Here is a 232-nt window from a genome sequence, read left to right on the forward strand (position 1 = left end):
GAGCGTATTCGCGAACAGACATAAAATCAGCTTTAATGACTACTTTAAAGATGCCTTAGAGGCACTCGCACCATTAATTGCCGATGAAATGGTAACAATAGAAAACAACCTAATTAGCGTAACACCAAAAGGGAATTTATTTATTCGTATTATTTGTATGTGTTTTGATGCGCACTTACAAAAACAAATAAATGCCACTCGCTTCTCACGGGTTATATAATTTAAAAAATAG

Annotated in this window: 1 pseudogene; it reads left to right on the forward strand. The window is 34.1% G+C overall.

Going from position 1 to position 232, the window contains the following annotated elements:
- Positions 1-220 (forward strand): annotated as a pseudogene (locus tag SB765_RS34105) (coproporphyrinogen III oxidase); the annotation flags it as partial.
- Positions 221-232 lie beyond the last annotated feature (12 nt).

Source organism: Pseudomonas sp. SIMBA_067 (assembly GCF_046534675.1).
GTDB classification, from domain to species: domain Bacteria; phylum Pseudomonadota; class Gammaproteobacteria; order Pseudomonadales; family Pseudomonadaceae; genus Aquipseudomonas; species Aquipseudomonas putida.